The organism is Stenomitos frigidus ULC18 (genome assembly GCF_003003795.1).
Lineage (GTDB): Bacteria > Cyanobacteriota > Cyanobacteriia > Leptolyngbyales > Leptolyngbyaceae > Stenomitos > Stenomitos frigidus_A.
This window is the reverse complement of the sequence record NZ_PVWK01000056.1, coordinates 1-24,699: the sequence shown is the minus strand read 5'-3', so window position 1 is coordinate 24,699 and position 24,699 is coordinate 1. Positions and strand designations below refer to the sequence as shown.

Here is a 24,699-nt window from a genome sequence, read left to right as displayed (position 1 = left end):
TATGCTGTCACATCAAACGATTTGATAGACAAAGCGGAGACTTGCCCAGGCGTTCATATCCAAGACAAAACTATCGGCAAGATTGCCAGGAGACTGAGCTACGCGAGCGCTGGCCTGGTGCAAATCTTGCAAGATTGCCTGAGCGACTTCGAGCGGCTTGGAGAGGGTCTGGAGCGATGGCGCATCGGACGATCGCGCACCCAGGAGCGTCATCGTTTGGGTGAAGGGCGCACGGCTACACAGCAGATAGGTGGTTGCCAGTCCGGTTGCACCTGTGACCAGCCATTGAAAGGAGGCGGATACCTGGGGCAGCGTGAGGGTTTCGCGAGGTTCGATGGTATTCCGGGTGCGATCGCTAGCACTTGGACTGTCAGGAAGCAATGGTGCTGACGCTGAAGACGTGGGGCGCAACAGTGGTGAGCGAAGTGCGATCAGATCACCGTTACTGTCCAAATGCAACACCAAGAAGTAGAGTGCGACATCGCTCTGGTTGTCTAGCTGATACTGAATGTGACTGCCAATGGGAAGGCTTATCAATGCAGCCGTTTCTGGTGACAGCAGTAATGGCAGCGTTTTGGGAATCGGCACACGTTTTGCGATCGCGGGCGTTTCACGGAGCAGCAAACTGCGCTCTTGGGGAGACAGCACGATCAGCGTTGCCCGTACTGCCAGTTGAGAGGAGCCATCATTGACAGTCAGGTTCAGCAGCTTCGTTGCCAGTAGTGCTTGCAGCTTGGGCACCAATCGTTTGACCGCCACTTTGACAGCTTCACCGCCTTCGCCTGCCGTGTGTGGAATGGTGCTACGACCTGGAGAAAAAAGCGCATAGCTGCCTTGCGAAGTCGCCTTGTTGGTGAGTATGTCCGGCAATGACGTTGTCGGTAGCGCTGCAATCTGCGTGGGCTGCACGTCCTGCGTTTTGCTAAACAGGTAGTCGGCGGCGTGTTTGCCTGCGATCGCGGCTGATACGCGTGGCACTGCCGAAATGGCGCTGATCGCATCGACTCGTTCAATGCGGGCCAGACTGCTATCGAGGGCGATCGTCAGCCCAACATTGCGAGGCAGCACGCGCACCTGTTCGCGGACAAATTGCCCCACCTGGAGCGCCGGGACAGCCCCTGTTGCTGAATACAGCTTGGCTTTTGCCATCAACCCATCGCGGGACAGGATTTGTAGTTGGATTGGGAGAGTGGATGGGCGATCGGGAGTCGCAGGATCATCCACCAGCCGCAGCACTGAATTTGCCTCATACTGCTCCAGCACCGCCGCCGCTAGTCCACCTAACCAAACCTGCGCTGCGCCCCCGTCTTCCAGTCCGACAACGACACCATCCGCGCCCCACAGAGGAACTGGCGTCACGTGATACGGTGTCAGCGGACGCTCCTGGCTTTTTTGACCACTAAGCTGCGGTTGTTGAACTTGATTTGCTAGCTGTTCTACCTGTTCAGTTGCTCGTCGCAGACTGATCCGCAAAGCCGTTGCTGGGGTTGCTTGCCAAAGCTGTTGCGTAAGTGCGTAGGTAAAGAGTCCGGCGCTAAAGCCACTCCATTTTGCTTCGGTTGCCAGTTGATCAATGCCAACGGCAGACAGCACCACTCCTGGCATTTGTCCAGATCGTCTCTGAGCTGCCAGTCGCGCTCGATCGAAGTTGGTTTGGCTCAACAGTGACTCTTGCAAGACAAGCTCAGCCTCACTCGGTCGAACACTGGAGAAACCGGGACGGCTGCGAAGACGGAGATTGCCTTGAAGCGGCTGTTCCGAAGGGGTATAGCTGGCATCGAGAATGGTGGTGACGCGATCGGTGGGCAGCGATCGCAGTAGCAGCAACAGCGTATCTGCCAGCAGATCCTGCACGATGGGAACCTCGCCCTGCATGACTGGATCATCAACGGCCACCAGACTATTTTGCACCGTCTCTGGCGTAGCACCGAGTGCGACTCTGCCACCATAGCCACTGAAGTGAAAGACGACGACATCACCCGATCGCGCTTGCTCAATAAGATGCTCGACAAAGGCAGTCACGATCGCCTCCCGTGTTGCCTGTTGATCTGTGAGCGTGAGAATATCACTGGCTTGAAACCCAAACCGATGGATGAGCAGTTCTCGCTGCAAGGCCACATCGGTCACACAGCCGCTCAATGGGGCTTGATGGTACTGATTAATGCCAATTAGCAACGCCAGCCTGCGTTGTGTCGGTGCTGCTAACACCTGCTGATACTGCTGGGCACTCGGCGACAGCAGCAAATCGTCCGCGCCCCACAGCGCCAGTGTCAAACCCGATCGTTGTAGAAAATCCCGCCGCTTCATGTTAGCTGCCAGCCATGAGCCGTCAGCTACTAGGGTATCAGGTGATGCCGAATGGGCAATGCTTGCACCGCTGTTGCCTCAGATCTTGCCGCAGAAAAAACGCACCCGACCTTGTGCTTGGACAAAGCGGGCGAGCATCGATGGCATTCTCTATCAACTGAAGAATGGCTGTAATTGGGAAGACTTACCCAAAGACTTTCCTCGTTACTCGACGGTCTATTGGCACTACAAGCAGTGGCGGGCGGCAGGCGTGATCGAGGCACTGATGCTGACCTTGCATGAAAAAGTGCGGGAACAGGTCAAAAAAAAGCCCAAGTGGACGACGTTAATCATCATTGACTCCCAAGCGGTGAAGCACACTTGCAATGCGAGTGTCGCTTCAAAGGGGTTCTGTTTTTACAAAGCCACGAATGGGATTAAACGGCATTTAGCCGTGGATACGCTGGGGTTTCCCTGCTTCACTCACTGCACCAAAGCCAGTCTCTCAGATGATGCCGGCTTGATTGAGATGCTGACGCTTAACATCGATTATTTTAAGTTGAAACCCGTTAATCTTCCCAAGACGACGATCCTGCTAGACCACGGCTATCACATTGACTATTTGATTGAAGCGTTGGAGCAGGTTTATCCCCAGATCATGACGAAAATTAGGTTTGAGCTTGCGACCAAGCCCTCGAAGCAGGAGAAGGCAGCACAAGGCAAAGCTGGCTTTGTGCCAGCGGTCGCGCGCTGGGTGATCGAACGTTCCAATGCTTGGATGGAGCGCTGTAAAAGTCTCGTGAAGAACTTTGAGCGCACCCTCGCTCATGCCACAACCAAGATTAATCTCTGTTTTGTCAGGCTCATGCTGAAGCGGCTTGCTGCCCCTTCCTGAGATCTCAAATGGGTTCTATAAGGGTTTCAGAGAAATTTTTGAAATTGGCTAAAACTGCGGTATGGCAGCCTTTTTGCTCCGTTTCAGCGGCTGCAACCCCGATGCTCTCGTGGGTCTTCTGCGCTGGGCTGCAAGAAACCAAGCGTTGGTAATCGCCTCATTCAACTTTGAATCCAGTGTGGGATTGTGCTTCTTGAATGTGGGTACAATCGACGCTTGTTAAGGTCGTTTCAAACCTTGTCAGCTAGTGATTCCTTCCAATGGTCAGCAACGCTTAAAGGTCAAAAGTTTGGCTTTTACAATGTTTTGACTGCATGGCAAGCAGTCCGATCGCGACGACCCAACCCACTGTTAAGCCTTGTAAGAAGCCGACTGTGCCACTGATGATCCAGATCAGTTGCACAATGAAGTAGTCCCAGCGGGAAAGCTTGCACCAGGCAGCATAGACCCATTCCAACAGCAGCGACAAGCCCAAAAATAACAGCAAGCCACTCAGTACAGGCTTCGGAAAGTATGCCAGGAGCGAAGAACCCAGCAGCGGCACCAGAATGAACACAGCACTATCAATCAGGGTTATGAGTCGTCCGCGACTGCCCAGCTTGTGTGCCAGCACTGATTTGCTCAACGAGTGGTAGCTGAGAATGCCGCCCCACAGACTGATCGCTAGATTTGCGAGACCTGCTACTTTCAATTCCTGGTTAGGATTAATGGCTTTGTTGCTCATCAACTCCATGCTGCTGACGTTCATCAAGAGCGAGATCGCCGTGGTGACGGTCACCGTTGCCAAACACAGCCATTGTGTTGCGATCGCGTCCCAGTGAATGTGCCAAAAATCTGACCAGTGGAGCGACCGCCAGATGCCTACAAAACCAGCTTGAGTAGGAATGGCTAAGGTCCAGCCGTGCTGGCTTGCGGCGGCGGCAGGGGTACCCGTCAGCGGCAGCAACAAGTAGAACAGCCCGATCGCACCCAACAAGCTGGTAATCATCACCAGGGGATGTGTGCGACGTTTCGTGATGACAAGCAAGTAGAGGGCGAAGAAGAGTCCAGGCAGCCAGTGCATCAGACGCTCAGGCTGCATCAGCGCGGGCAGTTGGGCAAGTTCCAAAGGTTTATCGGTCATGATTTTACAGGCTCCTTTCACCAATAGCCAGCCGGTGCTAGCGATAAAGCCGCCCAGAACGGGCGTGGGGAGCGATCGCACCCAGCCACCTAACCGCAGCACTCCCAGCAGCAGCAGCACAGTACCCGTGAGCAGGGACGTGAGGGCGATCGTCGCCAGCGCCGTCACCAAAATTTCGGCTGAGGAGGCCGTTGTAGGCATTTGTTTCACCACCATGCCCACACTCCAGGCAAGAATTGCTGTGGGAACGGTGCCTAAGTCTGCGACCATGCCAGGAAACGAACTGGTCAGGACGATCGCAATGCGCGTGGTGGCGGCACTAAACAGCACTAAGCTAATGCCAGCGGCAAGGTGACTGGCAAGGCTGCCAGAGAAGATCAGCGCAGCGTAGGATAAGTCAAAGATGACCCCGATCGCGCCTGTGGTTAAACCCGTGCTGAGACTGGGCAAGAGGCGCATGAGTGGCTGCGGCGGCAGGAAGCGTGCGCGTATCGATTGAGGGTTGGTCAGCGGTAGAATGTGGCTTTTCATGATGAGGGAGGGGGCTAAGGATGACCGCGAAAAAGGGATAGGGCTTAAGTTGAGCCTCGTGACTACAGTGATGTGAGCTCTAAAGCTGTAGTAATCTGGTTGGCTAGTTTCAGAGGGTTAAAAGGCTTTGCAAAGATGGCTACAACGTCCAATCGAGCCAAGCTCTCCTGCTCAGATGGCTTCACCGTAGCGGTCACAAAGATGACCGGAATCTGTCGAGTCGCAGGGTTTACCTTCAGGTGTTGCAGCGTGGTTCGACCATCCATATCAGGCATCATCAGATCGAGCAAGATGACATCGGGTTGAGTGGTGGCCGCGATCGCCAACGCTTCTGCACCAGAACTTGCCGTGAGTACGTGCCAATCGGCTGCCATTTCCAGTCCCATTTGGGCGATCGCCCGCACATCTGCCTCATCGTCAACAATTAAGACACACATGTGCACTGAAAGGACTCCGTTGTAGTGTTTCGCGGCGGCGGGGCAAAGTTGGGGGGCTTCTCTATAAAGGTAGAGACCAATCGAGAAGAACTAGGGAAGATTACTTGTGGTTTTATGCCACCACACCTTTCTTAGTAAGGGCAAAGATCTGTCCCTATTAAGGCACCAAGGGCAACGTCATGAAAAAGGTACTGCCCTGACCGAAAACGCTCTCAACCCAAATTTTGCCGCCGTGCTGCTCTGTAATATTGCGGCAAATGGCAAGCCCCAAACCCGTGCCTCCTTTCTGGCGAGCATCCGACTGATCGACCTGCTGAAAGCGATCGAACACGAGCTGCAATTTATCAGGTGGAATCCCGCGTCCCTGGTCTTGCACTTGGATCTGAATGTGATCGGCGTGCAACTGGGCACTAAGCCAGACGGTGCTGCCACCGGGCGAGAACTTGATGGCATTGCTGAGGAGATTGGTCAGGGTTTGCAAGATGCGATCCGGGTCAACAAAGAGGGTCGCAGTGAGCGGTGCGGTGACCAGCGTAATCTGTGCCTGTTCTGCCATCGCTTGCATGGCATCTGCTGCCTGGAGCAGCAGATCCGCAGCATTGCACGCTACAGGCTGCACACTCATCTTGCCCGCTTTCATGCGTTCCAAATCAAGAATGTCGTTGACCAGACGCGTTAAGCGTTCGGTGTTGGTGGTGGCAATGTTGAGGACGTTTTGACCCTTGGGCGTGAGCGTGCCTAGCTGCCCTGACCCTAAAAGATAGAGTCCACCCATCAAAGAGGTGAGTGGAGTCCGCAGTTCGTGGCTCACCAGGGAGATGAATTCGTTTTCAAGCTGCTTACGCTCGGTAATATCGTTGATGATATTTAAGACGCACTGAGTACCAGAGAGGTCAATCAGCTCAATGGAAAGCAGCACGATCCTGGCTTCACCGGACTTGGTGCGAAACTCAACTTCCTGGTTGTAAAGCGATCCCGTTTCCAGCAATTGTTGAATCGCGGTGCTGTAGGTTTCCTGGGGCACTCCGAGGTCGAGTTCTGGAGCCGTGTAACCGATGATTTCCTCTAAGGAGCAGCCACTCATTTTAAGAAAGCTCGTATTCACATCAAGGAACCGTCTTTCTGGCAAAGTGGTGAGCGCGATCGGGCTGGGGCTGGCACGAAAGGCTTTGGTGAACTTTTCTTCTGCCTGGTGGCGAGCGCGCCCAATGGCGATCAGTTCGCTCACCAGTTGCAAGAAATTAATTTCTTCCTGGCTCCATGTTTTAGAGCAAGATACGACATCCACCCCTAAAACGCCGACCACCTTATCGGCGTAAACCAGCGGTACATCGAGCACAGATTGAATGTGCTGACTCTGAAACATCGCTTGCTCGGCTGTCGCTTCTGGTGGCAAGGCTGCAACCTGGGCAATTTGCACAAGCTTGCCATTTAAGATGTGAGCGTGATACCAGGGAAACTGTTCAAGCGCTAGGCTGCGGGCACTGTCGGTTAATGGTTGCATGTCAGCATGGCACCACTCATAAAGCGTGTGTAACCGTCTTTGTGGCTCAGAGTATTCAAACAGGCAGCACCGTTCAACCCCAATGAATTGAGCGATCGCTTGCAGCGTAAAGTGAATGGCGGTGTCTGCCTCCTGATCCACAAACTGACGCGAAATACTGCTGAATAGGCTGTCCATGCGCGCACGTCGTGCGATCGCGGCTTCAGCCTGTTTGCGATCGGTAATGTCTTCACTCAGGCACAGCAGATGTGTGGCGTTGCCTTGTGGGTCAAAGAGGGGCAGTTTCCAATAGCGGATGGCAATGGTTTCGTCTGAGTCTGCCTGCACCTGTTTCCACTGTTCACCACACTCCAGCAGGGTTCCTTGCGCTAACGTCGCCAGGTCTTCAGCTCGATAAAAGTCTGCTTGCGCTTGCGGCGTTAGCTCATAGTCATTGAGTCCTAGTGCGACCTCTTTGGTGAAGCCTAAAATGCCTGCTGAACCTTTGTTGATGAGAACATAGCGAAAGTCATCATTGACATCTTTGGCAAAAACAGCCAGTGGAATATTGTCGATAATGTTGTCCAGAAATTGCTGCGATTGCCGCAATTCTTCTTCAAGCCGTTTGCGATCGCTAATGTCTACCAGCACAAAGTCAAGACAGTCTTCGTCAGCGTTTAACCGGAGCGACAATAAACCCCAGGCGGTTGATCCGTCAGGACAGCGCAGTTCCTCTTCAAAGTTGCGCACCTCCCCATGCTGTTCTAGCTCTGCCAGAATTTTCTGTTGATCGTGAGGATTCGCATAGAATTCGGTGGTGAATCGCTTGCCAATGAGGTCAGCGGTGGAGTCGAAGCCCATAATATCGGCATAACGCTGATTCACATCCAGGAACAGCCCATCCTGCAAGCGTGTGCGACCAATCCCCACTTGAGAGTTTTCAAAAATATTGCGGTATTTTAGCTCACTGCGGCGCAGGGCTTCCTCGGCTTGCTTGCGATCAGTGACATCACGCGCAACGCTAAGCACCAGCAAGTTTCCCCTAACATCTTCTAGGGTCGATAAGCTCGTACTCTGCCACTGCCAGCGACCATCCTTGATTTTCGCTCGGTACTCAACTTCACACTGCCTCTGATCCGTTGTCAAAATGCTTTGGAAGGCATTCAAACAGGCTGCTTGATCATCAGGATGGATGAAAGGCATAAACAGTGCGCCCTCCAATTCGATAGTGGCATAGCCTGTGAGATTGGTGAGATTAGGAGAAATGTAGACAATTTGCCCTTCCAGATCAATCAGGGAAATGATGTCATTGGTGTTTTCAACAATGCGCCGAAACTTTGTTTCGCTCTCACTTAAAGCGGCTTCGGCTCGCTGACGATCGCGTTCAGCCTGCTTCCGTTCGTTAATATCTTCCATCAACGCCAGCGTAAATTGAACGGTACCTTCGGCATTACGAATGGGAGAAACGGTTAAACGACCCCAAAAGAGGCTGGCATCTTTGCGGATATAGCGTTTTTCTAATTGAAAGGAGTCCCGCGCGCCAGCAAAGACGGCTTGAGTCAGCACCACATCTGCCGCCACATCATCGGGATGCGTATAGTCAGCAAATTTCATTTGTCGAAACTCTGCTTCGCTATAGCCCAGCGCTTGTAACCAGGCTGGATTCACTTGTAGAACGGTGCCGTCTTGCGCTGCTAAAGTCGTGCCAACAGCGGCATTCTCAAAAATGGCTTGAAAGCGCAATTCGCTTTGCCGTAACGCGGCTTCGGTCTGTTGGCGAATGATCTCGTCACGCTTTGCTTTCGTGATGTCTCGTGCAATTCCCACAATTAAATGCTGGTCACTCACCGCTTGAGGCGCAGCCAAACTAGCAATGTACCAGTGCCAACTTCCATCCTGGTGTCTCGCACGATATTCAAGATTGGAAAGCCCCTGACCACTAACAGTGACATGCTGGAGGGCATCCAAACAGCGTTGTAGGTCGTCGGGATGAATGAAAGGCATGAAGGAGTCACCTTCCATCGCCATTGCGGTAAAACCCATCATGGTTTCAACATTGGGGGAAATGTAAGAAATGACTCCAGTGGCATCGATCGCAAAAATGAGGTCGTTCGCATTTTCGACCAGACTGCGAAATTTAGCCTCTCGCTCTCTGAGGGCTTGTTCGGTTTGCACGCTCTGAGTCACATCCCGATACGTCCAGACGCGACCGAGAATCTGGTCGTTGTGCCAGAGGGGCTGAGCCAGACGCTCGATCATGCGCCCATCTTTCATCTCGATCAACTCCAGTGCCGTTTCGGCTGGGCGATCGCGAAACAGTTCCCAAATTCTCGCCAGAAAGGCTTTTGGGTCTTTGGTTTGCTCAAGTAACCATTGAATGCGCTCATCTTCTCGACCGGGCTGCATCAGGGCTTCCGGCATTGACCACATTGCCAGAAACTTCTGGTTGTAGATGGGAGACTGACGATCGGTCGTCAGCACTAAAACGGCATCATCCATCGACTCTAGCGTTGCCCGCATCAGCGCGAAAAACTGCTGCCGTTGCTGCTCTGCTTGCTGGCAATCTGCTTGTGCTTGCTTTGCCTGGGTGACATCACGGATGACCAGTACCGCAGAGTTTGACGGTAGCCCCTGCTCGGAATCGCCCTCCGATCGCTCCAGGCAATTCCCTGCGATTTCTAGCACGAGGGGACGATCGCCCTGCTGAAACTCATATTCTGTGATGGGATATTCGCCACCTAACACTCTTGCGTCTGGGTAATGTGTCAGCGGCACGGCTTGACCTGCCTGACTCAGCGGTAATAAGTCACTAAACGTCTTCCCCAACACCAAAATGTGGGGTTGCTTCACCAACTGATCGAAAGCCGCGTTGCACCACTGAATCTTGCCATCTTGACCAATCCACACGATGGCATCGGCAATCGCCCCCAGTGCCATTTCCATTCGTCCCAACGTCGATCGGAGTTGGTTAACTAAACTCTCTAAATGAGTGCTCATGGATCGTCTCCTTAAAGCGGACGCAGAGTGGCGGCAAAAAACCACTGTCCCTGCTCTTGCTCTGCCATCAGTAAATGCTCAGAGGCAATTTCTCTGCCGTCTTTGGTGATCGCTTTTAACTGTAAGGGATGGTTCAGAATCGTCGATTTGTGAGTTGAGAGAAAGCGGGAAAAACCAAGATGGTGTGGGTCATGAAACCCCATTGGGATGATGATCGTGATCATTTGTCCGGTGATTTCAGCTTCACTCCAGCCAAAGATCGACGTAAAGCAATCATTGATATAGGTGATAAAGCCCTGTTGATCGGTGATCACCACAGGCACATCGGTTTCTAGTTTCAGTTCACCGATCGTTTTCATAGCGCTTTTAGTGGGTAGGAAGGACAGACTACATCTGGCTTGAGAACTGACTGCAACGTGAATATCACGATTGTAAAGTCAATTCGCCCATAGGATAGGCAGCGATTCCAAAACCAAGGATCGGATTGGCAGCGATCGCTCCAAAATTTTCTTCCACCAAACAGCCAGCTTCCCTACTTCTTCCCGATCGCTTCCTATTGTTAAACCTAAGCAACACCGCTCGGTCAACCCGTTTCTTAAGGGGAACCTTCCATGAACACAAAGATTTTTGCTGCCGTTATTGTCGCCGCTTTGGGTTTATACCAAAGCCCAAAATAGGCGCTACAGATCAATCAAGCCGCCCTCACCCTCAATCCCTCTCCCTTTCTTGAATGCCCATCGGGCTATAGGGGCGAGGGACATTGCCTTTAGCTCCCTTCTCCTGCGGGAGAAGGGCTGGGGATGAGGGAAAGATTTGTAGTCTTTGCAATTCGATTTGGTATTAGCAGGCTTTTCGTCTGTTGCTCACGCTGGTGTCATTGTCCGCGACTAACCCAATTAAAACATCAACAATCCCTTCTTTAATGGAGACTCACCATGAAAATGCAATCAAAAACGCAGTGGACGCTTTTAGGTCTGTGGCTACGGAAAATGTGGCAGGGTCTACTGGATGGAGTTGCGCGTCAGTCTGAACCGAAAGTCTGGCAAAGTGTCGATCGCTCCGGCAATCTCCGGTGGAATGTCTATCATCCTGGTACGCGCGAATCTGCTGTTTTAGACTCTGAGCAGGAAGTGCGGATCTGGCTGGAGCAGTCTTTCTATCGCTAAACTTCGCTTTGCTCATATCGAATCATTCATCAGGCAGGATAGCCAAATCGCTGTGCTAGAAGTAAGCGCTTCATCCTGCCATTAACTTGAATCAAGTTTAGATCTGAAAGGGGGGGTTTCAGATATAGCTGGATGCGTTGGGATTTTCCTGACGCACTTTTTCTTGGCGATCGCCCTTCATCACGGTTCTACTTTTTGGCGCTTCCGATTAGCCTTCCCTAGTTCTTCTCAATCGCTCCCTATTGTTAAAGTCATCGAGTTAAGGAAAAATTTTATGGTTGTTGCAGTTGACTACAGAAATGCGTTGCTAGACGAATATCACATCAAGTTTTGCCAGTTGATTGAACGCAACACCTCTCCCCAAACTCACTCTGCACAAGCCGAGTTGCGTGGAATGCTAAAGTCACTTACTAAGCGATTGACACATCAAGTAGAAGACATCAATCCAGAGCAAGCCCCTCGTAAGATGCTTCGGTTTTGTGATCAGTATGAGTTATTTCTGCTTGATCGTGAGCCGTACGATCATTCGCTACTGCCTCATGATCATGGTCGGGCTTGGGGAATGGCATGTGTAATATCGGGAGCTTTAAAGGAGACTACTTATCAGCAGGTTGACTCAACGCTTGTTCCCGACAGCCAATGTGTTTACACCCCTGGAGATGTGGTTTTATTACATGAGGGGTTGATTCACGTCGATTCCAACCCCACTCCCCAGCGCTCTGTTTCTTTAAATCTATTCGTCCCTTGCATTGTGGGTATGAAGGTTTACGTCCAACAAGAGAAACGAGTCTATGTAGTCAAACCGGGTAGTCGCCCTCTCTCTCCTCAGATCGAAGATGTTGTTGAGTGGCAGGGGCTTTAACAGATGAGCTTTTTTAACAAATCCGTGTTTAGAAACCCTTGAGAGCCTTTCTCCTGAGATTGATCCTTCAACGCTGGACAAATCTGGGCTACAGCTAGGATAAGTGCTGGCTGGCAGCTTGATACAGAGATTGTAATGTCACTCCGTCAGTTGGATACGCTGCCAGCCCAACGTGAACGATCGCTTGAAATTGTCTGCCATCTGAATCGGTAAATTGTTGCTGTTGCAGTGCAGTTTGCAGTTCAGAGAGTTGCCGCATCGCTTCTAGTTTGGTCACTCCTGGTAAACCGATGACAAACTCACCATTGCCCCAGTAGCTCACAATTTCTGCTCTTCGCAAACTCATTTGCAGCCTGCGCCCCCAAGCTTGCAACACTTGATGACCTGTTGCATGACCATACTGGAGATTGAGTTGAGCCAGCTCAACGACCACAAAAACGGCTAAACAAAAAGGCTGTGATTCTGTCAAAGACTGTTCTAACTCACGACTGGATTGGGATTGATTGGTTAAGCCTGTGAGGGGATCGCGACTGGAAAGGGTTTGTAGCAGATGGGCGCGATCGAGTCGATTGGTGATGCGAGTAATGAGTTCTGCGCCGACCACAGGTTTCGTCACATAATCATCTGCTCCAGCCGCGAACCCCTGTTGAATCGTGTCGCGATCGCTGTGTGCCGTGAGAAACAAAATCGGTAATCCTTGCCAGGTTGGATCAGTGCGAACTGCCTGACAGAGCTCAATGCCGCTGACTTGGGGCATATCGACATCCAAAATTAACAGGTCTGGATCTGTTGAGCGCAAGACATCCCAAAACTGCAACGGCTGATCGAGTCCGGTGAAACGCATTCCCCACGGTTCCAGCATCGATCGGAGCACCGTCAAAAAAATCGGGTCATCATCCACCACCAGCACTCTCACCAAGCGCGATTGAGCTTGCTGCAATAATTGCGTTGCTGATGCCCACACTTGGGCGGCAGTCATAGGCTGCACCAAAAACGCTTGTCCACCCGATCGAGCAACCGTGACTCGATCCAAGAGTCCATCGGCGGAAGCAATGACTAGCACAGGAATGGCAGGCGTGCGGGCAGCCAGTTCTGCCAACAGTACCAAACTGAGTTCTCGTTGCCCCAAACCATCAATGCTCAACACCACCAAGTCTGGCGTATGACTCTGGAGCCAAAGTTTCGCAGCCTCCAGGGTATCAACCTGTTGCCAATGCAGCGACGCGGCTTGTCCTAACTGCTGTAAGGCTTGCCCCAATGCAGGATCAGGATCGATTAACAGCAGGCGATCTGACGTTGAAGCGGCGACTGGCTCAACGTTCTGCAAATCTAGTAAGCGATCGAGTTGTTGTACTAATCCGCCTAGATCGTCTTCCTGACGGCAATCTCCCTGCCCTAATAAAATCTCCTCAATCTGACGAGCGAGTACGGTGCCCTCTGGGCGATCGAACATCCCCAGCACCCCCGCCAACTTATGCGCGGCTTGTCTTGCGGCTTGGCGCAATTCAATCGCTAAGGTGTTTTGCTCAACAGCAGCGACGGCTTGTTGCAGCACAGCCAGCCGTTCTGTCATCAATTCACGGCTTTGTTTCCACAAGTGATCGAGTCCCTGATGAAACTGCATCTCAACCACCGGAGCAGGCGAGAGTGGCAGTGTCTCTTTATCTGAACTTTTGGGGTTTACAGGAGACTCGGTTGGGCGATCGTTAGTTTCCTGCCGCAAACGATAGCCTAATCCATAGACATTCTCGATCCAATCTGCGGCTCCAGCAGCTTTTAGTTTTTGCCGGAGTCCCTTGATGTGGGCTTTGACACTGTCTTCTTGCGGCGGGTCGTCAAACGTCCACAGATGTTCGACCAATTGTCCGCGACTAAAGACACGGGCAGGATTTCGCAGAAACACCTCCAGCAAACTATATTCTTTGGGCGTTAACCCCAACACCTTCTCGCCATACTGCACCTGACAACTGCGCGGGTCGAGGCGCAACTGCCCCCATTGCAACACTGTCGTGGGAGCCACTTCACCGCGCCGCAACAGTGCCCGAATCCGTGCCTGAAGTTCTGCCAAATCCAGCGGTTTAATTAAATAATCATCGGCACCAGAATCGAGTCCACGCACGCGATCGCCATTCGCCTCGCGCGCGGTCATCAGCAGAATCGGGCTGGTGCATTTTTCCGTTCGCAACCGTTGACATAACGCGATGCCATCAAGTTCAGGCAGTCCCACATCTAACAAAATCAGATCATAGCTGGTGCTTTGGGCATAGTCCCAGCCAGTTTGACCATCTTCTGCAACATCCACAACATAGTGTTGCCTGGTCAAGGTTTCCAGCAGCACATTCAGTAAAACCTTGTCATCCTCGACGAGCAAAATTCGCATGGTCAGCGTCCGACTAAAGGAGTGGATGAACCAGATCGCACAATAGTTTTCTCAACAATTCACTCTTCTCTAGTTCTTCTCGATCGCTCTCTACTATCAAAAGTGTCGAGACAGAGAGCAACCATTCCAGGAGACAACAGCAGTTTGCCTTGATGCCAGTGCTGCTTCCATTTTATTCCAACCGATGTTCAACTCTGCCATCGATTATTCAGCCCCTACTTTATGGAGTAACATCATGACCGCTTTAACCCTTCAAGTTCAATCTGAAACGACCGCGCTGCCCCTGATGGCGGCACCCACTGCAACCAAGCGTGGTTTAACTGCATCCTGGTTCAAAGCTGATGGCAAGTTAGTTTGCAAATGGTTTCCCGTTAAAGGCTAAGCAGTTGAATGGAGCGATCGCGCTGCTCGACTTCTTCTCGTTCGCGTAGCGTCTCTTCTGAGAATCGCTCCTCTAAGTTAAATCATCGATCCAGGCAACCGCAGCAAGTTGAGCAGGCTTTGAACCTGAGTTCACAACCGCTGGAGCACAGTTCAATCCAACGTAGGGAGAAACAAATGGACATCATTAGCAATGATATTAACCGTAACAAAGACAACGAGCCTGAATCACAGAAGCATTCTGAAACAGTCATGAGGACAGGCATCATTGTTAATGACATTAAACCCGATGAAAGCAACTGCTTTGAAGTTGATGCGGAAGCCGAAACCCTCATCATAACGGGCATTATTGTCAACCAGGCCGATCGCCAAGAAGACAAGTGTGCTGAATCTAAAACCTCGGCTGCTGAGATAGCCGAAGTAGTAATTGAGACCAGCGTGATGATCCGCGAGGTCAAGCGCACTGGAGTTATTGTCCACGACTAATTGACTCTGTTCTGAATCTATTGAGTGCTTTCATTTTTTAGGTTGTTGGCGATCGCCACCTTCGCTCATTTCACCATTTACCGCTCATCCATTTCATCAAGAAACGCTATGAATACCGCACTCGCATTCAATACTGCAACCTCCGCTCAACCTGCAATTCTCCAGTTGGCTCAACACGCCTTTGCCTCGCACCAAAAGGGCATTGCCACCGGAGATTGGACTGATCTCCTCGCTCTCATGAGCGAGGAAGTTGAGTTTCAAGCCCCTTCCCCCTACATTCCATCAGGCGTGGTTTACGGCAAACAGAAGATTACTGCCATTCTGCAAAAAGTCTCCGAAGACCTTAACGTTAGAGCCGCACTGACGCTGCTGTATCCCATCGTAGTCAGCGAAACCACTGTTGGCTTTGAGTTTTTCGCCAATGGTCAAGCAGCCAACAAACCTTTCTCTAGTCGGCTCGTGGTGTTCTACGAAATCGAGCAGGGCAAAATCAAGTGCTTGCGCGAGTACACTGGGCAACGGCATCAGAACGTGCAAGCCATTCTGCAAGCCATGCAAACAGCGGGTTGAGCTAAACACTTATTTTGCTCCTTTCTATGCGATCGCCTCTCTAGTCAACACGCGATCGCCGCAATTACGAACCCTTTCTAGACCTCATTCCAACCCATCTATTGGAGAAATTATGCGATCGACATCATCACAGCTCGCAACCATTTTCAAACCCGATGAGGGTCAAACGCTGAAGTTTTTGGGCAACATCATCACCTACAAATTTGATCCCAACGATCGCGGTTGGCGATTCTTTGAATTCTTAATGACTGGAGACAGCCCCGTGCCGCTGCATCGTCATCCCTGGGATGAAGTATCTTACCTGTTGGAGGGAGAAGTCGAGCTTCAGATTGAGGATCAGCTTGTGCAGGCAACTCCTGGTTATTTCATCAACTTGCCTGCGGGTGCTGCCCACGCCTTTACTTTGCGATCGTCCCAAGCGAAATTTTTGGTCGGCGTTTCTAACGCGATCGCCGCCCAGTTTATGCAGGAGTTAGCTCAAGCCGAGCAAGAACTGCGACTCACCCCAGAAACCACGATCGCGATCGCCCACAAGCATCAGGTCTGTGTCGTGGGTGCAAATTTTCAATAACTTATGCTGCTTGAGTGCTGTGCGATCGTCCTGTTGTTGAGGACGATCGCTTTTTTATCTCTGTTTAGCGTTAGAGATCCCAAAAAAAGTGCTGCTTGCAGCATTGAGAGGAGATGAAAGCAGTAAGTATAGAACTCATTAATCTTCCCGACTTTTTCTCGATCGCTCTCTATTCTAAAAATTATCAACCATCAATCACTGGTTAGATAAGTTGATGGACTGCCTGCATAAGCAAGACAGTTTTAATGCCCAAAATGGGGCTTAATCCTCCCTATTTTACCTACGGATAATCGCCCAATTAACCTCAACCTAAATTCAGGAGAAGAAAATGTCTACTTACGATGTTGGTACGCTTAATGCAAATCCTAGCCACTACCAGAGCGGCAATAACGGACAGTTCGTAGATGTCTTTAAGGTCAAGATCGATGCTGGTGACAACTCATCAAACCTTAACATAGCAATTCATAGTCTCAATGGCAGTTCTAACAATACTCCTGAGGCGAAAATCTATCGAGATGATAACCATAACGGCACATTCGATCAGAATGATAGTCTGTATGACCCCAGGGCTTGCAAAACGAGTTTGTCAACATCCACTTGCCCCCTAAAAAGCCCAGAGGCAAAGCACTCACTGAACAGCAAAAGCAGCAGAACAAAGCCTTCAGTGCTCAGCGGGTGGCCTGCGAACAGCCCATGCTGGGATGAAGCGTGATGGTGCAGTATCGGCAATTTATCGGCATCGTGTGCCTGATTTTGATGATCATCTCATGCTGACCGCCGCAGGGTTATGGAACTTCTATTTGGAAGCTGCTTAACGGCAGAGGGAAGGGAAAGACAGTCTGTGCACCACTTCTACGACCTTTTATTAAGCAACAAGTCTATTAATTAATCCACGATCCTTAAGGCTTGAGATGCGGGAGTCGCCATCGCAGCCATTGAATCAACCGTTGCTCCTTGAAATTAAGCCGCAAACATTAGAGAGTAATCATCATTGCTGATTTAACCCGCTCTTTGGTTACCGCCTGTGTGGTTTTACATCGTCAAACGATTGCTCAGTCTCTTGCCTGTTTTGCTGGGTATCACCCTACTGGTCTTTAGCTTTTTGCACTTTATCCCTGGTGACCCTGCCGTGACGCTGTTAGGAGAACGGGGAACGCCTGAACAAATTGCCGCTTTGAGAGAGCAACTGGGGTTAAACCGACCGCTGGTGACGCAATACCTCATCTTTCTCAATAACCTCATTCACTTCAAGCTAGGGATTAGCATCATCAGCGGTATTCCCGTGGCGGACGAAATTCGGACTCGCTTTCCTGCCACCTTAGAGCTATCGATCGCTGCCATGTTCATCGCCCTGCTGCTGGGAGTGCCTGCCGGGATTCTTGCTGCTGTCCGTAAAAATCGGTGGTTAGACAATCTGACCATGATAGGTTCTTTGATCGGTGTTTCGCTGCCTGTGTATTGGCTGGGCTTGCTGTTGATTTATCTGTTTGCGATCAATCTGCACTGGCTACCACCGGGCGGACGGATTAGTGTTGACCTCGGGTTTAACTTCAAACCCATTACAGGCTTCTATGTGCTGGATGCCGGACTCAAACTCGATGGCGCGGCTCTCAAAGACGTGTTGGCTCATCTGCTTCTACCCGCGATCGCGCTCGGCACCATTCCGCTGGCAATTCTGGCTCGCATTACTCGCAGCGCCATGCTAGAAACCCTCTCGCAAGACTATATTCGCACTGCCCGCGCCAAAGGGTTACCGGAACGTTGGGTGATTTTGCGGCACGCATTGAAGAATGCCCTCTTACCGATGACGACGATCGCTGGCCTACAGTTCGGCACGCTGTTGGGTGGGGCCATTCTTACCGAGACGATTTTCTCCTGGTCGGGGATTGGCTCCTGGATTTATGACGGCATTCTGGCACGAGACTACCCTGTAGTGCAGGGAGGAGTCATCATTGTCGCGATCGCCTTTGTCCTCATCAACTTACTGGTGGATCTGTCCTACGCCTTTTTTGATCCCAGAATTCGTTTTAAGTAAGGGGAATGTGACTGTCATCAGCCGAACAAGCGAGCTACGCCGCTACTCAACAAAGAGAAGATTCCCACGACAACCATTTGCATCAAATAGGTGATTAGCAGAGACGGGTACAGTTTGCGACTCTGCTGCCGAAACAGGTCGCTCCACAAAGACCACTTGCCCTGAATATAGGCGGCAGTGAAGAGTAAGGCTAAGAGTGGCACGCTCCCTAAGTGGCTGTAAAGAAATAACGTCATGGACTGTAGCGTTCAGCCGTCAGCGGTCAGCTATTGAAGAAAAGCTGACCGCTGACGGCTGAACGCTGATCGCTAATCCAAAAGTATGCAGTTATTTTTTAACAAGCCCTAAGGAAAACTTGGCAGAGCCTGTGTAGAGGTCGATCGCTAGCAGCCCGGTGCCCAAAAAACCTTTGACCACATTCATTTGTGCTCTCTCCTCAACGCTCAACGTCTGCTGACGACAACGGTGGTATCCCTACCAGGGATTGCCAATGATGGTAAACGAAGCCCAATAGTAGGGATGGGATAAATCTGCATTCGCGGCGGCAAGCAGCTCTGAGGCTACAGCGCGTTGAGCGATCCCTCCCTTGGCAGCACTCTTTTGCAGACGAGTTTGCCCGCGCAGCATAGCCAATTGAGTCTGCCGCAGTGCTTCTGCTTTGATGGGTGCCGCTTTTAAGCGTTGATAAAAGTTGACCATCAGCACAAGCGTCCCGGCATCACTGACAGACCATAAACTGGCTAGTGCAGCCTTTGCACCCGATTGCACGGCTAAGCCTGCAAAACCCAGTTCGGCATTTGGATCACCCAGGGCGGTTTGACAGGCACTTAAGACTAGCAGTTGCACCACTGGAAAATTTAAACCCAGGTCGCGTAAACGGTTCAACCGTATTGGTTGATCCCAAAACTGAATATAGGAGGCTTCGGCAGTTCCAGGCGCAAGGATGGCGTGGGTGGCCAGGTGGATCAGGCCGAACGAAGAGGCCGATCGCCGATCCTTCAGCTTTGCCAGTGTAAAGTCTTGATTCAGCCAGGACTCTCCCTGCCAGAGCTGACTAATTGTCGTTAGCTCAACTGGGACGGCTGGCAGAGGCGATTCGTTTTGAAATTGGGACGCGCCCATCGCCAGTACTTTCGTGCCAGCGAGACGAGAAGGGTGCTGATCGAGCAGACTAAAGGCAGGAATCGTGGCGAAGCTGTATCGCTCAATTAGAAAGTGCTGCCCATCGTGAAAAGCGGCGATCGGTACACCGCGTAGCCCACCGCCCAAACAGAAGATTAAGGTGTCAATCTGCTGTGCTTTCAGTGTGGCTTCCAGAGGGGAAATGATCCACTGATAAAGCTGTTGTGCCGCTGGTAAATAGTCTGATGGTTGAGAGCCAGCGTTCACTACGCCTGAGCGGAAGGCTTTCACTGTTTCAGTGAGACGCGTGCGCGTTGCGGCTGTAACGCGTCGATGGCTAAGCTGGCCGTCCGGGGGCACTAGCAAGAGTTCCAGATGCTCAGGGGTAGGAATGACATAGATCAAAGCGGCCTTTTTACCCGTTAACTGAGCCACCCGGTTTAAGCTGTAGCCAATTTGATCGGCACTGAGTAAGCGAGTGGTGAACTTGCCCTGGTAGTAGTTCTCATACTGCTGCTTCCAACTCACTTCCACATCCTGAATCGCGCCTGCAATATCGTTGCGATCGAGCGTCTCCTGGAGCTTCTTTAGATCAAGCTTCAGGACAGATAGTGGTTTTGCAACGGGAACCTCCGGGGTTGGCCGATCGGGGCTTACTTGCAGGGGCGTTCCTTGCGCAATGGTTGTTCCTTGCACAACGGTCATTTCTTGCACAAGGGTCGTTAGGGCTGAGGCGGCCATTGTGCAGCCCAAGACTAGGACAAAGAGGAGAAGCCAGCGAATCAGTTTCATAGCAGCGCTACGCGATAGTTCTAGGGGACGTCAGCAACGACACTTTTAATCATGCAGGCTCGATACACTAGCCAAAGAATACCAAAAACAAATCGTTCAGTAAGGCATGACGGCATTGCCTTTAGCGACGCCATGCCTCATGCTTTACACACCTTCGTACCCCACGCACTGCCCACTCTGCCATCTCATCTCCCGTTTATGAATCCTTTAGCGCCGCGATCGTTTCAGCGTTTTTGGCAATCGACTGCTGGCAGAATCGGACTGATCTTGACGATCACCCTCATTGTCTTAGCGCTGTTAGCGCCAGTGCTGCATCCGTACAATGCAACCACCGATCGCGATTATCTGGCACGGCTTTTGCCACCGACGGGCAAGCATTGGTTCGGCACCGATTCATTAGGGCGCGATGTGCTGACGCTAGTTTGGTATGGCATTCGAACCTCATTGCTGATTAGCGTGATCTCAGTGGCGCTGGGACTGACAATCGGTCTAGTACTGGGGTTACTGTCTGGATATTTTCGCGGCTGGCTTGAAGTCATTATCGGCTGGCTGACCGACATTTTGTTGTCATTCCCGTCGATTTTGCTGGCGATCGCGATCGTCACGGTGGCTCGTCCCAACTTGCAAAGCGTCATGGTAGCCGTTGGAGTGGTGCAAATTCCGATCTTCACCCGGTTGACACGTGCCATAGTGCTTTCGTTACGAGAGCAAGAATTTGTGCAAGCGGCACAAGCGCTAGGAGCAACGTCCAGCCGCATCATTCGGGATCATATTCTGCCAGCCAGTTTGGCTCAAATCGTCGTACAGGCAACACTTTCGATCGGCACTGCAACACTAGAAGCGGCAGGACTTGGCTTTCTCGGTCTGGGTGCACAACCACCCAGACCCGAACTGGGTGCAATGCTGGCTGATGCCTTCAAAGGTGGCTATGCACTTTCGTCGCCCTGGACAACGCTCTTTCCTGGCTTGTTGATCACGCTGATGGTGCTAGCCTTTAACCTTTTAGGCGACGGGTTGCGCGATGGTCTTGATCCGCGATCGGAGCGAACGTAACTAAAGGAGCGTGCAGAATGTCGGGTCTAGCGTTTAGGGTAGAAAAAGCAACGATAATCATCAAACACACTTCCTTAAAACTGACGCCTGAGAGATCCCCTCACCCCCCTAAAAAGGGACTTGAAAAGTTTCCTCTTTTTAAGGGAGCCGAGGGGATTAAGCTTCCAGGGTCAAGTGCGTAAGTTCTAGCCCTCACTCCTCTCCCCTCACTTCTCTCCCCTCCTATGCCTGCACTGCCTGATACCTGGAATCGATGGCTCAAGAATCGGTTGGCTCTGCCGCTACTGGTTCTCAATGGCTGGGTTTTACTTCAACTCGTGGAGTACTTCGAGCCGCTCTTTACGGTCTTTGTGCTCTCTGCGGTCTTAGCTTATGTGCTTAACTACCCGGTGCAGTTTTTGTATCAGAGTGGCATCAAACGTAACTATGCCGTCTTGATTGTGCTGGTGATCAGCTTGATTGTGCTGGTGACGTTAGGGGTAACGCTATTTCCAACAGTGGTGACGCAGTTGACCGAGATTGTCACGCTGCTGCCCGATTGGGTCAATACAGTGAGCCAAAAGCTTGAGTTGCTACAAGAGTGGGCGTTGAGTCGTCGGCTACCAATTAACTTGAGCCGCTTGATCAGGCAACTGTCCGATCGCCTCCCGGGTGAAGTGCAGGCGCTTGCCGACCAAACGCTAACGCTAACGCTAGACGCGATCGGAAGCCTTTCAGAAGGAGTGCTGGTGATCGTGCTAACCCTCTACTTGCTGTTGGATGGCAGGCGCGTGTGGGATGGCGTGTTTCAGTGGGTGCCGGTCAACTATCGCGATCGCGTAGGTCAACAGCTTGAAGGCAACTTCAATCGCTATTTCATCGGCCAAGCGACAATGGGGCTGATTATGGGTAGTACTCTGACGCTAGCGTTCTTTTTACTCAAGGTGCCCTACAGCTTACTCCTTGGTCTTCTTGTCGGGGTCATGACTTTAATTCCGTTCGGCGATATCCTTAGTTTTGGGCTGATTAGCCTACTGGTGGCTGCCCAAGATCTGGGGTTGGGGGTCAAAACGCTAGTGGTTGCCGCTGTGATTGATCAGCTGATCGATCAAGGGGTTGCCCCTCGCGTCTTAGGCAGCTTCACTGGACTCAGACCCATTTGGGTCATTATTTCTCTCTTAATCGGCACCAAAATTGCTGGCTTACCGGGACTGCTCACCGCCGTGCCCATTGCAGGGTTTATTCAGGATCTCATCGAAGACCTCAACCGTCCTGCTGATGAACCTGCGATCGACGAAGACTCTGCTGCATCCCATGCGATCGACAGCCCACAGCTTCAGCAGCCCATCCCAGAAACCGCCTCTAGCCTCCCTTCCTGATTGCTCGCTGAAGAAAACCACAATTAGCGATGAGTCCATCGCTGCTCACTGACGACTGAGCGCCACCTAAAGCGACCTTTGCTGAATGTTATCGATGGCACTCATAGATCTACACCTTTGAAGCCCAGCGATTAAATTCGGCACTTTAGAAAAAATCGTCTTTCCCAGTTAAGTGGTCACAGATTGTGGTAGAACTACAGTAAGTCAATCAAAAAGCCGTGTTTTTGGCTAGATTCATCCCGTAGCAACTAGGAGTTTCACACTGTGGGGATCACCGTTGACAACGTATCAAAACAGTTCGGCAGCTTTAAGGCGGTTGAACACGTTAGCGTTGAAATCAAATCAGGCTCGTTAGTTGCCCTATTGGGGCCGTCTGGTTCCGGAAAATCTACGTTGCTACGGTTGATTGCTGGCTTAGAAAAGCCTGACAGCGGCAGAATTTTGCTGACGGGCAAAGATGCCACTAATGCCAGCGTGCAAGATCGCCAGGTCGGTTTCGTCTTTCAGCATTATGCCCTGTTTAAGCACTTGACGATTCGCCAAAATATTGGGTTTGGCCTGGAAATTGCCAAATGGAAGAAACCCCGCATTTCTGATCGCGTCAACGAACTGATCGACTTAGTGCAGCTACAGGGAATGGGCGATCGCTACCCCTCTCAGCTTTCGGGTGGGCAACGCCAGCGTGTGGCGCTTGCCAGAGCGTTGGCGATCGAACCTGGTGTCTTACTGCTCGATGAACCCTTCGGTGCCTTGGATGCCAAAGTTCGCAAAGATTTACGCAGTTGGTTGCGCCATCTACACGACAAAGTAAACGTCACGACGGTCTTTGTTACTCACGACCAAGAAGAAGCGATGGAAGTGTCTGATGAGCTAGTGGTGATGAACCACGGCAAGGTAGAACAGATTGGTAGTCCAGCTGAAATCTACGATCATCCTGCGACTCCTTTTGTCATGAGCTTTATTGGTCCCGTTAACGTATTACCCAGCCATTCCCAAATTTTTCAACGCAATGGGTTTGATCCAACTCATGCAGAAGCCTTTTTGCGCCCCCACGATATCATCATCGAAACATCGCCTGATGCTGCCAGTGCACCTGCCACACTCGATCGGTTAGTCCATCTGGGTTGGGAAATCCAGGCAGAATTAACGCTTGAAGATGGACAAACAGTGAGTGTCTTTCTCACACGCGAGCAATTTGATCAGCTACAACTGCAGCCCAGTCAACAAGTTTACTTGAAGCCAAAGAAAGCAAAATCGTTTGCTCTGCAAGATGCTTAGGATCGCCGCTGCAATAACCTGAAGAAGTGCTCCAAGAAAGGCATTGGCGGCAGGGCTTGGCGCGATCGTGGCCCACGAAATAAGTGGCATCACGGTACCAAGTGTCTTGGCACAGAGGCTGTAATTAGCTGTTTTCTCATGTCGGCGGTTGCAAAACGATTGTTGCTGCGTGAATGGGTCTAACCAGAGGCTTGAAGCGTCTTGGGCGCAGGCTTGCCAGTACGACTGCTAAAGCAGGGATTTAACAACGCCGTTATAAGTCTAGTGAAGGCATTGCATTCCTCAAGAACAAGAATTTAATTACTGCCGCATTCCCCATAGGGGCGAATGGCTGCGCGCCTAACCCGCAGACAATTTGTCGATTTTATTTAATCCCCGCTCCCAAGTGAGACTGGATTAATACTAATTCCTCAAGGTTAGCTCAGATCTTGCACCAGTTTCAGTAAGGGGTTGCCAAGAGAACGAAAATCTGAAAGAAAGGGCGTAGAAATGATTTAAGTTGACGGTTATGGAAACCATCGTTCAGCACGCCCAAGGGCTAGTGTATAGCCTGCTTTGTCTGATGCCTAGTGTGTACCAAAAAGCCAGCCTCAATGCCCTATTCGGGCTGTTCCTTGAAGCTCAAGGTCATCCTTTACCTCAACACACCCAAGTAATACCAATTCCTCAAGATTAAGCTACAGATGATATAAAGTAGCTATTGGGTTCAATCAATAGACATGGCAGGCGTTTACAAGCTCGATATCACCGAAACCGAAGCCGATCTGAAGCAACGACTCAGACACGCAAAGACTGCTTCTGACAAAGAACGGCTCCAATTGCTTTATCTACTCAAAAGTGGGCAAGCCAAAACGGTGCAGGCTGCAGCCACGCTCCTCGCTCGCCATCGCATC

The 24,699-nt window shown here is 51.3% G+C and carries 19 protein-coding genes and 1 pseudogene; 12 read left to right on the top strand and 8 right to left on the bottom strand.

Annotation, left to right across the window (positions count from 1 at the left end):
• Positions 1 to 12: 12 nt before the first annotated feature.
• The gene (locus C7B82_RS09715; RefSeq protein ID WP_106256099.1) at positions 13 to 2,307 is read right to left on the bottom strand and encodes a caspase family protein; all 2,295 of its coding nucleotides are present in this window, start codon (positions 2,305 to 2,307) and stop codon (positions 13 to 15) included.
• On the opposite strand from C7B82_RS09715, the gene C7B82_RS09710 reads away from it, so the two are divergent.
• Positions 2,306 to 3,181 carry an IS5 family transposase gene (locus C7B82_RS09710; protein ID WP_106256098.1) on the top strand — a complete coding sequence of 292 codons (876 nt, stop codon included), beginning with the start codon at positions 2,306 to 2,308 and terminating at the stop codon, positions 3,179 to 3,181. The two genes, C7B82_RS09715 and C7B82_RS09710, sit on opposite strands and share 2 nt — an antisense overlap.
• A gap of 274 nt (positions 3,182 to 3,455) precedes the next feature.
• On the opposite strand, the gene C7B82_RS09705 is transcribed toward C7B82_RS09710, so the two are convergent.
• From C7B82_RS09705 to C7B82_RS09690, 4 genes are all read right to left on the bottom strand, one after another.
• Positions 3,456 to 4,835, bottom strand: a complete 1,380-nt coding sequence (locus C7B82_RS09705; protein ID WP_106256097.1) for a SulP family inorganic anion transporter — start codon at positions 4,833 to 4,835, stop codon at positions 3,456 to 3,458.
• 62 nt (positions 4,836 to 4,897) lie between these two features.
• Positions 4,898 to 5,272, bottom strand: coding sequence for a response regulator (locus C7B82_RS09700; protein WP_219904219.1), 375 nt, complete (start codon positions 5,270 to 5,272; stop codon positions 4,898 to 4,900).
• Positions 5,273 to 5,429: 157 nt separating this feature from the next.
• Entirely contained in the window at positions 5,430 to 9,752 is a 4,323-nt protein-coding gene (locus tag C7B82_RS09695) for a PAS domain S-box protein (protein ID WP_106256095.1), read from the bottom strand.
• 11 nt (positions 9,753 to 9,763) lie between these two features.
• Positions 9,764 to 10,111 (bottom strand): PAS domain S-box protein, encoded by a 348-nt coding sequence (locus tag C7B82_RS09690; protein WP_106256094.1) that lies wholly within the window; start codon positions 10,109 to 10,111, stop codon positions 9,764 to 9,766.
• A gap of 576 nt (positions 10,112 to 10,687) precedes the next feature.
• On the opposite strand from C7B82_RS09690, the gene C7B82_RS09685 reads away from it, so the two are divergent.
• Entirely contained in the window at positions 10,688 to 10,918 is a 231-nt protein-coding gene (locus C7B82_RS09685) for a hypothetical protein (RefSeq protein ID WP_106256093.1), read from the top strand.
• Positions 10,919 to 11,081: 163 nt separating this feature from the next.
• On the top strand, positions 11,082 to 11,780 hold the full coding sequence (locus tag C7B82_RS09680) for a cupin domain-containing protein (RefSeq protein WP_146141114.1): 699 nt from the start codon (positions 11,082 to 11,084) through the stop codon (positions 11,778 to 11,780).
• A 94-nt stretch (positions 11,781 to 11,874) separates the two neighbouring features.
• Here C7B82_RS09680 and C7B82_RS09675 read toward each other — a convergent pair whose 3' ends face one another.
• On the bottom strand, positions 11,875 to 14,160 hold the full coding sequence (locus tag C7B82_RS09675; protein WP_106256091.1) for a response regulator: 2,286 nt from the start codon (positions 14,158 to 14,160) through the stop codon (positions 11,875 to 11,877).
• A 235-nt stretch (positions 14,161 to 14,395) separates the two neighbouring features.
• Between C7B82_RS09675 and C7B82_RS32145 the strand changes: the two genes are divergently transcribed.
• The 5 genes from C7B82_RS32145 (at position 14,396) to C7B82_RS09655 (ending at position 18,203) form a co-directional block, all read left to right on the top strand.
• Positions 14,396 to 14,542 carry a hypothetical protein gene (locus tag C7B82_RS32145; RefSeq protein WP_181357426.1) on the top strand — a complete coding sequence of 49 codons (147 nt, stop codon included), beginning with the start codon at positions 14,396 to 14,398 and terminating at the stop codon, positions 14,540 to 14,542.
• 176 nt (positions 14,543 to 14,718) lie between these two features.
• Complete coding sequence (locus C7B82_RS09670) at positions 14,719 to 15,027, top strand: hypothetical protein (protein ID WP_106256090.1); 309 nt, start codon at positions 14,719 to 14,721, stop codon at positions 15,025 to 15,027.
• Positions 15,028 to 15,135: 108 nt separating this feature from the next.
• Positions 15,136 to 15,597 carry a nuclear transport factor 2 family protein gene (locus C7B82_RS31435; RefSeq protein WP_146141113.1) on the top strand — a complete coding sequence of 154 codons (462 nt, stop codon included), beginning with the start codon at positions 15,136 to 15,138 and terminating at the stop codon, positions 15,595 to 15,597.
• A 112-nt stretch (positions 15,598 to 15,709) separates the two neighbouring features.
• A complete protein-coding gene (locus C7B82_RS32140; protein ID WP_181357425.1) occupies positions 15,710 to 16,168 on the top strand; it encodes a cupin domain-containing protein in 459 nt (152 codons plus the stop codon).
• A 1,024-nt stretch (positions 16,169 to 17,192) separates the two neighbouring features.
• Positions 17,193 to 18,203 (top strand): ABC transporter permease, encoded by a 1,011-nt coding sequence (locus tag C7B82_RS09655; RefSeq protein WP_106256088.1) that lies wholly within the window; start codon positions 17,193 to 17,195, stop codon positions 18,201 to 18,203.
• A gap of 17 nt (positions 18,204 to 18,220) precedes the next feature.
• Here the strand turns inward: C7B82_RS09655 and C7B82_RS09650 are convergent, their stop codons facing one another.
• Together C7B82_RS09650 and C7B82_RS09645 are read right to left on the bottom strand one after the other, a co-directional pair.
• A complete protein-coding gene (locus tag C7B82_RS09650; RefSeq protein ID WP_106256087.1) occupies positions 18,221 to 18,439 on the bottom strand; it encodes a hypothetical protein in 219 nt (72 codons plus the stop codon).
• 238 nt (positions 18,440 to 18,677) lie between these two features.
• Positions 18,678 to 20,117 carry a CHAT domain-containing protein gene (locus tag C7B82_RS09645; protein ID WP_245939813.1) on the bottom strand — a complete coding sequence of 480 codons (1,440 nt, stop codon included), beginning with the start codon at positions 20,115 to 20,117 and terminating at the stop codon, positions 18,678 to 18,680.
• 132 nt (positions 20,118 to 20,249) lie between these two features.
• Here C7B82_RS09645 and C7B82_RS09640 point away from each other — a divergent pair, with 132 nt between their 5' ends.
• The 4 genes and pseudogenes from C7B82_RS09640 to C7B82_RS35085 all read left to right on the top strand — a co-directional run.
• Entirely contained in the window at positions 20,250 to 21,170 is a 921-nt protein-coding gene (locus tag C7B82_RS09640) for an ABC transporter permease (RefSeq protein WP_245939812.1), read from the top strand.
• A gap of 224 nt (positions 21,171 to 21,394) precedes the next feature.
• Positions 21,395 to 22,528, top strand: a complete 1,134-nt coding sequence (locus C7B82_RS09635) for an AI-2E family transporter (protein WP_106256086.1) — start codon at positions 21,395 to 21,397, stop codon at positions 22,526 to 22,528.
• Between the two features lie 264 nt (positions 22,529 to 22,792).
• Positions 22,793 to 23,806, top strand: coding sequence for a sulfate/molybdate ABC transporter ATP-binding protein (locus tag C7B82_RS09630; RefSeq protein ID WP_106256085.1), 1,014 nt, complete (start codon positions 22,793 to 22,795; stop codon positions 23,804 to 23,806).
• Between the two features lie 508 nt (positions 23,807 to 24,314).
• Positions 24,315 to 24,461: pseudogene (locus C7B82_RS35085) on the top strand (IS701 family transposase); the annotation flags it as partial.
• Positions 24,462 to 24,699 lie beyond the last annotated feature (238 nt).

Excerpts from the sequence above, each read along its gene's own strand:
- C7B82_RS09710 (WP_106256098.1), top strand. The coding sequence starts at position 2,306 with ATGTTAGCTGCCAGCCATGAGCCGTCAGCTACTAGGGTATCAGGTGAT.
- C7B82_RS09715 (WP_106256099.1), bottom strand. The coding sequence starts at position 2,307 with ATGAAGCGGCGGGATTTTCTACAACGATCGGGTTTGACACTGGCGCTG.
- C7B82_RS09705 (WP_106256097.1), bottom strand. The coding sequence starts at position 4,835 with ATGAAAAGCCACATTCTACCGCTGACCAACCCTCAATCGATACGCGCA.
- C7B82_RS09700 (WP_219904219.1), bottom strand. The coding sequence starts at position 5,272 with ATGTGTGTCTTAATTGTTGACGATGAGGCAGATGTGCGGGCGATCGCC.
- C7B82_RS09695 (WP_106256095.1), bottom strand. The coding sequence starts at position 9,752 with ATGAGCACTCATTTAGAGAGTTTAGTTAACCAACTCCGATCGACGTTG.
- C7B82_RS09690 (WP_106256094.1), bottom strand. The coding sequence starts at position 10,111 with ATGAAAACGATCGGTGAACTGAAACTAGAAACCGATGTGCCTGTGGTG.
- C7B82_RS09685 (WP_106256093.1), top strand. The coding sequence starts at position 10,688 with ATGAAAATGCAATCAAAAACGCAGTGGACGCTTTTAGGTCTGTGGCTA.
- C7B82_RS09675 (WP_106256091.1), bottom strand. The coding sequence starts at position 14,160 with ATGCGAATTTTGCTCGTCGAGGATGACAAGGTTTTACTGAATGTGCTG.
- C7B82_RS32145 (WP_181357426.1), top strand. The coding sequence starts at position 14,396 with ATGACCGCTTTAACCCTTCAAGTTCAATCTGAAACGACCGCGCTGCCC.
- C7B82_RS09670 (WP_106256090.1), top strand. The coding sequence starts at position 14,719 with ATGGACATCATTAGCAATGATATTAACCGTAACAAAGACAACGAGCCT.
- C7B82_RS31435 (WP_146141113.1), top strand. The coding sequence starts at position 15,136 with ATGAATACCGCACTCGCATTCAATACTGCAACCTCCGCTCAACCTGCA.
- C7B82_RS32140 (WP_181357425.1), top strand. The coding sequence starts at position 15,710 with ATGCGATCGACATCATCACAGCTCGCAACCATTTTCAAACCCGATGAG.
- C7B82_RS09650 (WP_106256087.1), bottom strand. The coding sequence starts at position 18,439 with ATGACGTTATTTCTTTACAGCCACTTAGGGAGCGTGCCACTCTTAGCC.
- C7B82_RS09645 (WP_245939813.1), bottom strand. The coding sequence starts at position 20,117 with ATGAAACTGATTCGCTGGCTTCTCCTCTTTGTCCTAGTCTTGGGCTGC.
- C7B82_RS09640 (WP_245939812.1), top strand. The coding sequence starts at position 20,250 with ATGCCTCATGCTTTACACACCTTCGTACCCCACGCACTGCCCACTCTG.
- C7B82_RS09635 (WP_106256086.1), top strand. The coding sequence starts at position 21,395 with ATGCCTGCACTGCCTGATACCTGGAATCGATGGCTCAAGAATCGGTTG.